The sequence below is a fragment of the Catenovulum maritimum genome (assembly GCF_001050375.1).
GTDB classification, from domain to species: Bacteria; Pseudomonadota; Gammaproteobacteria; order Enterobacterales; family Alteromonadaceae; genus Catenovulum; species Catenovulum maritimum.
Window position 1 is genome coordinate 217112 of the sequence record NZ_KQ130483.1, and the last position, 7346, is coordinate 224457.

Annotated in this window: 9 protein-coding genes; 1 reads left to right on the forward strand and 8 read right to left on the reverse strand. The window is 37.4% G+C overall.

Going from position 1 to position 7346, the window contains the following annotated elements; translation table 11 throughout:
• Positions 1 to 17: 17 nt before the first annotated feature.
• The 8 genes from pseF to XM47_RS03570 form a co-directional block, all read right to left on the reverse strand.
• A complete protein-coding gene (gene pseF / locus XM47_RS03535; RefSeq protein WP_048689740.1) occupies positions 18 to 713 on the reverse strand; it encodes a pseudaminic acid cytidylyltransferase in 696 nt (231 codons plus the stop codon).
• Positions 710 to 1855, reverse strand: a complete 1146-nt coding sequence (pseC, locus tag XM47_RS03540; RefSeq protein ID WP_048689742.1) for a UDP-4-amino-4,6-dideoxy-N-acetyl-beta-L-altrosamine transaminase — start codon at positions 1853 to 1855, stop codon at positions 710 to 712. The genes pseF and pseC overlap by 4 nt, the downstream gene beginning before the upstream one ends.
• On the reverse strand, positions 1855 to 2850 hold the full coding sequence (gene pseB / locus XM47_RS03545; protein WP_048689745.1) for a UDP-N-acetylglucosamine 4,6-dehydratase (inverting): 996 nt from the start codon (positions 2848 to 2850) through the stop codon (positions 1855 to 1857). The genes pseC and pseB overlap by 1 nt, the downstream gene beginning before the upstream one ends.
• Before the next feature lie 29 nt (positions 2851 to 2879).
• Positions 2880 to 3227, reverse strand: a complete 348-nt coding sequence (locus tag XM47_RS03550; RefSeq protein ID WP_077066456.1) for a hypothetical protein — start codon at positions 3225 to 3227, stop codon at positions 2880 to 2882.
• Positions 3190 to 3621, reverse strand: coding sequence for a flagellar export chaperone FliS (fliS, locus tag XM47_RS03555; protein ID WP_048689752.1), 432 nt, complete (start codon positions 3619 to 3621; stop codon positions 3190 to 3192). Before fliS ends, XM47_RS03550 begins: the two co-directional genes overlap by 38 nt.
• A 13-nt stretch (positions 3622 to 3634) precedes the next feature.
• Positions 3635 to 5128 carry a flagellar filament capping protein FliD gene (gene fliD / locus XM47_RS03560; RefSeq protein ID WP_048689753.1) on the reverse strand — a complete coding sequence of 498 codons (1494 nt, stop codon included), beginning with the start codon at positions 5126 to 5128 and terminating at the stop codon, positions 3635 to 3637.
• Positions 5129 to 5146: 18 nt separating this feature from the next.
• Entirely contained in the window at positions 5147 to 5593 is a 447-nt protein-coding gene (locus tag XM47_RS18690) for a flagellar protein FlaG (protein ID WP_053084505.1), read from the reverse strand.
• A gap of 74 nt (positions 5594 to 5667) precedes the next feature.
• Positions 5668 to 6492 carry a flagellin N-terminal helical domain-containing protein gene (locus tag XM47_RS03570; protein WP_048689756.1) on the reverse strand — a complete coding sequence of 275 codons (825 nt, stop codon included), beginning with the start codon at positions 6490 to 6492 and terminating at the stop codon, positions 5668 to 5670.
• A gap of 231 nt (positions 6493 to 6723) precedes the next feature.
• Here XM47_RS03570 and XM47_RS18695 point away from each other — a divergent pair.
• Positions 6724 to 7346, forward strand: a 623-nt coding sequence (locus XM47_RS18695) for a hypothetical protein (RefSeq protein ID WP_216595971.1), incomplete at its 3' end; no start/stop codon positions are given.

Genomic DNA, 7346 nt, shown 5'->3' on the forward strand with positions numbered 1-7346 from the left:
TAAAACCTTTATCTTTTTTAATTTATTCTTTTTTCTAGTAATTGATATAGTAGCTCTGCATTTTGCCAGTCTTCTAGAGTATCTATGTCTTGCACTAAATACCTAGGTAAAACCACTGGAATACTGTGCTCTGAGAATGTTTTTTTACCTGTTAAAAATGCGTTTGCACGACCCCAATAAAATTGCCCAGCATCATGATAGGCTTCTTCTAAATCTTGTGAACGCTTGCCAATATGCTCGGGAAACATAGGTACAACACCTGAGTTTTGCATTTTTAACGAACGCTGAATAGGAAATGGGAAGCTAGTAACAGAAAATGCAAACACTTTATCTGGCGCTTGGTTTAACGCTTGAAAAGCTTGGCTGAGATATTTTGCCTGTAACAAAGGCGCTGTTGCATAAATACAACAGCAGTAATCAATTTTATCACCTTGCTCCAGTAAATAATTTAACGCATGCTTAATAACAGGTGTAGTGCCTGTATAATCATCAGCTAAATCATTTGGCCTAATAAAAGGAGTTTGTGCTCCATATTGATTAGCCACTTTGGCAATTTCAGCATCATCAGTCGATACAATTATTTTATCAAACAAACCCGTCGCTTGAGCGGCTTTAATGCTGTGAGCAATTAACGGCAGGCCAGCAAATAATTTTATATTTTTTTTGGGGATTCTTTTACTACCTCCCCTAGCTGGGATAATAGCGACGTTCAAGACAAGATCCTTGTTAATGTTTCAATCACTTTATTTTGTTCTTTTGCTGTCATAGTTGGAAATATAGGCAGAGATAAAGTGCGGCGATAATAGGTCTCTGCATTTTCAAAATCACCTTTTTGAAAACCTAATGCCTGATAATATGGTTGCCAGTGTACTGGAATATAATGCACATTCACGCCGATACCTGCCTCTATCAGTTGCTGGTAAACTTCACCTCTATCATGTTCCAATAGCTCAATTGTATAAAGGTGCCATGCAGATTGATGTAAAGTTTCAAACTCGGGTAATTGTAAAGGCAAAGATTGTAAACCTTCAAAATAACGCTGAGCTTGGAGCCTTCTTCTTTTAACAAAATCAGGCAATTTTTTCAGTTGGGAAATACCCAGCGCAGCATTTAAATCACTCAATCTATAATTTAAACCCAGTTCAGTTTGCTGATAACACCAAGCTTGATTTAATTCTGGGTCTGTCGCCGGTATATCTCTAGACACGCCATGCTTAGCGAGTAAACGCGCTTTATCAATAATAACTCGACTATTAGTTAAGACAGCGCCGCCTTCTGCTGTCGTAATAGATTTGACAGGATGAAAGCTAAAAACGCTTATATCTGAATATTGGCAACTACCTATCATAGAGCCCAAATACTGGCCACCTAAGGCATGACAAGCATCTTCAATTATCTTTACATTATATTTTTTAGTCAGTTTTGCGATAGTAAGCATATCGCAACTTAACCCAGCAAAATGCACAACAATGATAGCCTTAGGCAAACTATTTTCTTGTTTAGCTAAGGCTAATTTAGTAGCCAGTTTATCAGCGCAGATATTATGTGTGATTGGATTGATATCAACAAAATCAATTTGAGCGCCTGCAAGTCGAGCTGAATTAGCTGAGGCAACAAAAGTAATAGGCGTCGTCCATACTATATCGCCTGCTGTGACACCTAAACTCAAGCAAGCTAAATGTAATGCTGATGTGGCGCTATTAACGACTAAACTATATTGAGCTTGGGTAAAATCACACAGCGCTTGTTCAAACTCAGGAACTTTAACCCCTTGGGTTAAAAATTGATTTTTTAATACATCAACAACGGCGTTAACGTCATCGTCATCTATATGATGTTTACCATAAGGAATCATCAATAACTCTTATCTAACTCTGCAAGTTGTTCTACATTTAAAAATTCAGGGTTAGTTCCAGAATGATATTCAAACTTATCACTGACAGCTCTCCCCTGCTCTTTTAATTTATTGATTGAGTAATCAATATTTTTATCAAAAAATGAAATAGGCGGCGTAATGACATAATGATCGGAAAACTCTAAGGTGTGATGAGCAACTTCTTCAGGCACCATGACTTCATGCAACTTTTCCCCTGGGCGAATACCGATTACATCATATTGTTGTGAACCAGACATAGCTTCAACTAAATCCAGAATTCGAACCGAAGGTATTTTAGGGACAAAAATTTCTCCGCCTTGCATGCGTTGGAAATTTTTGACAACAAATTCAACGCCCTGCTCTAACTTAAGCCAAAAACGAGTCATTTCAGGGTGAGTGACTGGTAACGACGTTTTGCCTTCATTTAATAATTTTCGATAAAAAGGAACAACAGAACCACGAGAACCAACGACATTACCATAACGAACAACAGAAAAACGCGTACCATCCGAACCAGAAATATTGTTAGCAGCAACAAATAATTTATCGGATGCTAGCTTAGTTGCCCCATATAAATTAACTGGATTAGCGGCCTTGTCAGTTGAAAGGGCAATAACACGTTTAACATCTGCATCAATTGCCGCATCTATCACATTCTGTGCCCCCATGATATTAGTTTTAATACACTCCATCGGATTATATTCAGCTGCAGGAACTTGCTTTAGTGCCGCTGCATGTACAACATAATCAACCCCTCTCATCGCCGTAATTAATCTATCTTTGTCTCTGACATTACCAATAAAATAGCGCATAGCAGGATGTTGAAATTCTTGTTGCATTTCAAATTGTTTTAATTCATCTCGCGAGAATACAATCAATTTTTTAGGTTGAAAGTTTTGCAATAGATAATTGATGAAACAGCGGCCAAAAGACCCTGTTCCACCTGTAATTAGAATTGATTTATTATTAAACACGATCTCTCCCAAACAACATTCCAAGCCAATTATTTATATTTTTTAATTGCTTTTCGGCCTCGAACAACACCAATTAACTCTTTCTCGGACTCTAGCAATAGCTTTTTACATATAGTTAAGAGTTCATTATTTACTTTAACTTCTGATTCTGCAAAGAATTTTTTATTCTCGAGTGGGATTTGTTGATCTTCAAGATATTTAGTAACAATCAGGTCCCTAGTATCAATTTGTTTAAATAAATCCTCTGTATCTAATGTTTCAGAATTCAATATAGAGATAATCTGCTTATTTAAACAATCAAGTTCATCAAATGTATAGTCATGCGAGAAATCTGACAAATTAAACCGCGCTTTGTCTTTTTTGTTGTTGGAGTTCATAAGCTTCTTGTTTTGCTTCCTCAGGTATTTGAGACCAAGCAGTTTTAATAGGGAGCATTAAACCTATCACTTCATCCATAATTGTTAAACTGTTTTGTACATGGGCGTCAGTTAAACGGCTAACCATATATTCATACAAAGCGTAGAGATTATTTGTGACTTCATTATCCATATCAAGATCTAATGTATCTCTAAGGTGCACAAGAATGGCGGAAGCTTTCGATAGATGCTCAGCTTTGCCTTCATAGTCTTTACGTTCCATACAACCTTTAGCATAGGCCATTTTGTCTAGTGAACCTTGCATTAACATCAAAGTTAATTGATGAGGATCAGCTTGGGCAACTTGCTGTTTTAAATTACCTTGTTTATAAGCATTGATACCACGGTTATACATTTTATTCTCCAACTTATATAAATGATGAGCTTAAAGATGCCATAAGCGAACTACCCGTTCTTTGCAACTTAGACACAGTCAAATCAAGGTTAATATATTTTTTTCTTAATAAGGTTTCGTAGTCAGACATTTGTATCTCAAAACGAGCTCTGTCATCTCCGAGTTGATCTTTTTGATCTTTGTAGGATTGTTCTCGAGAAGGTAAAAGTCCGCCAAAAGTGGTGTATTCATATATATAATCATACAAACGGTTGGCAATCCCTTCATCGTCATCTGAAAATAACGCAGCTATTTCATCATAATTATCATCGAGCGCTTCATCCAATAGTTCTTCACCACTACCAAATCCAAATTCATCAACTGCAGATACTTCCAATTTACCTTTATCAGTAAAAGCAACACCAATTTGAAATAAGCTACCAAGCTCTGAAGCACTAACTGAACTAGATAAAATTGAGCTCAAGCCTGATTCTATCCCACGCAACATAAAGTCACCAGCTAACGCACCATCATCTTCAAGCTCTGATGTACCATAACGAGTTAGAGTCGCTATCTCATCTAACATGGTATTATAGTTATCAACAAAATCTGTGATTTTGTTTTTTAAACCTTCTTTATCGTAACCGATTTCTAAAGTTGAAGCTTGTTTGGCACCGGACGCATCAACGCTACTCACTGCAGTAGCTTCAAAAGTTACATTTTCAATAACATTTTCAAATTCATTCGTTTCACTCTCAACAACTATACCATCAATTGTTGCTTGAGCATTCTGTGCATCTGTAATACGTATTTTAGTAACATCATCACCGCCAACCAAGTCTTCATCGTAAGCATAAGAGCTACCGGCAGACGACTCTGTCGATATTTTTTCAAGTTCGACAATATCATCAGTATTAACGATAGATAAATTATTATCAGCCCCTGTAGTGTCAGAAGTATAAACTAGCTTAGTGCCATCTGAAGTGCCGGTTTCAATAATACTGGCACGAACGCCAAAGTCTTCACCAGCAGTATTAACTGCTGTTCTATATTCAGACAATGTCATATTTGCTGTAACGGGAACAATGAAGCTATCGCTTCCTATGTTGAATGTTAAATTACCAGCTTGGGTGCTAATTATAGAAGAAGAGCCATTAGTGAAATTACCATCACCTGTAGTTATTCTGCTACCACTAGCTAACTGATCGACTGTTATCTCATATTCATTTTGCACAGCACTGTTTGATGCTTCGGCGGTAAAAGGACCTGTCTCGCCTTCGCCTAGATCTGGATGGGATAATATAGCTTTACGACCTTGCAAGTCATAGCTATTGCGAAGTTCATCAACAGAATCTTTAAATTCTTCCATTTTAGATTTTAAGGTTGCAATTGCAGAGATAGAAGTTTCAAGTTCTTCTTCTCGACTATCAAGCCTAGCTTGACGTGGTGCTCGCTCAGCTTCAAGTAACTGAGTGACCAAACCGCTTAAATCTAATCCGGAGCCAACCCCAATAGATGAGACAGACATGATAAACCTCTCATAATGCTAAACTTCTCTATTAATAAGAACTCCCACTGCTTTACCTGCATCAGTGCGCAACTTATCAATACGCTCAGCTAACTTTAAAATTTCTTCTGACGGAATTTGTCGAATCAGATCACCCGATTCTTTATCCGTAACTTGTATAATAGAGCGCTGACTTTTTTCATCAAATGAAAAATTAAGATCTCTATTTTGTGCCTGAACAAAATCGGATACTTCAGAAAGTGCAGAATCCAAATCCTGTTCTTCGTTAACTAACTTATCGACTGCAAAATCTGATTCTTTAGTACTTTCCACTAAACTAAGTTTAGCTTGTTTACTATTGGAATCAATTGAACTGTCAGTATTTTGACTTTTGGAGCTATCCAAGCTTTCTTGGGCGCTATTAACTTTAGTTTGACTCGATTGATAAGCAATATTATTGCCAATTTGTGAGATATCAAATTCCATAAAAATTTCCTCCTAATTTCAATTAGGATTAGCCACCTAGGAGTGAGACTAAGTGGCTATTCTGACGAGCGCTTTTATCCTAATAAAGATAATGCACTTTGTGGTCTTTGGTTCGCTTGACTTAACACCGAAATACTAGCTTGTTGAACAATTTGATTTCTTGTTAATTCAGCAGTTTCTGTCGCAAAATCTGTATCTCGAATTGCTGAACGAGCAGATGATACATTTTCGATGACGTTACTTAAGTTACGAACTGTTGATTGAAAACGGTTTTGAAGTGCACCTAAATCAGCTCGAGCAGCACCTATAGTAGAAATAGCAGTATCAATTGCCGTTAATGCAGCAGAAGCACCATCTGTAGTCGCAACTGTAGTATTAGCTAAACTTAAACCAGAAGCGCCATAGCCACCTGAACGAGAGATATTAACAGAAATAGTTTGGCCACCATTTGCACCAACTAAAAATGCTGCTGAATATGTACCGGTTAGTAAATCAGTTCCAGCGAACTGAGTATTAGCACCTATTCGGCTAATTTCAGTTTTTAATGCTGACACTTCTTTTTGCAGTGCAGCCCTATCTGATGAACTATTGATACCATTTTGAGATTGTACCGCTAGCGTTCTAATACGCTGTAAAGACGTTGTAATCTCTTGTAACGCACCCTCAGCAGTTTGTACCACAGAAATACCATCATTAGCATTTCGAACAGCTTGGTTTAAACCCTGAATTTGAGTCGTCATTCTATCTGAAATTTGTAAGCCAGCAGCATCATCAGCAGCTCGATTGATTCGAAAACCAGATGAAAGACGTTCAAATGATGTATTTAGTGAATTGCCTGATTGAGATAACTGACGTTGTGCATTTAATGACGAAACGTTAGTGTTCACGAACATAGACATAAAAATAACCTCCTGAAATCATTTATCTACTAAATGATTCACTTGAATTTCAACCCTTACGAGTTGCCTCATTTAATACTTTGAAACTCGGCCCCTCAACCTCATTTCAAAACTTATATTTCCCCTCATTTAAAGTTATCGGCAAAAACTAGAGGAGCTTTAGTGTTTTTTATGATTTTTTTTCAATTATTTTAAAAATAAAATTAAAACAATCAGTTAAGTCCAAAAAAAATGGACTTTGGACTTTGGACTTTGGACTTTGGACTTTGGACTTTGGACTTTGGACTTTGGACTTTGGACTTTGGACTTTGGACTTTGGACTTTGGACTTTGGACTTTGGACTTTGGACTTTGGACTTTGGACTTTGGACTTTGGACTTTGGACTTTGGACTTTGGACTTTGGACTTTGGACTTTGGACTTTGGACTTTGGACTTTGGACTTTGGACTTTGGACTTTGGACTTTGGACTTTGGACTTTGGACTTTGGACTTTGGACTTTGGACTTTGGACTTTGGACTTTGGACTTTGGACTTTGGACTTTGGACTTTGGACTTTGGACTTTGGACTTTGGACTTTGGACTTTGGACTTTGGACTTTGGACTTTGGACTTTGGACTTTGGACTTTGGACTTTGGACTTTGGACTTTGGACTTTGGACTTTGGACTTTGGACTTTGGACTTTGGACTTTGGACTTTGGACTTTGGACTTTGGACTTTGGACTTTGGACTTTGGACTTTGGACTTTGGACTTTGGACTTTGGACTTTGGACTTTGGACTTTGGACTTTGGACTTTGGACTTTGGACTTTGGACTTTGGACTTTGGACTTTGGACTTTGGACTTTGGACTTTGGACT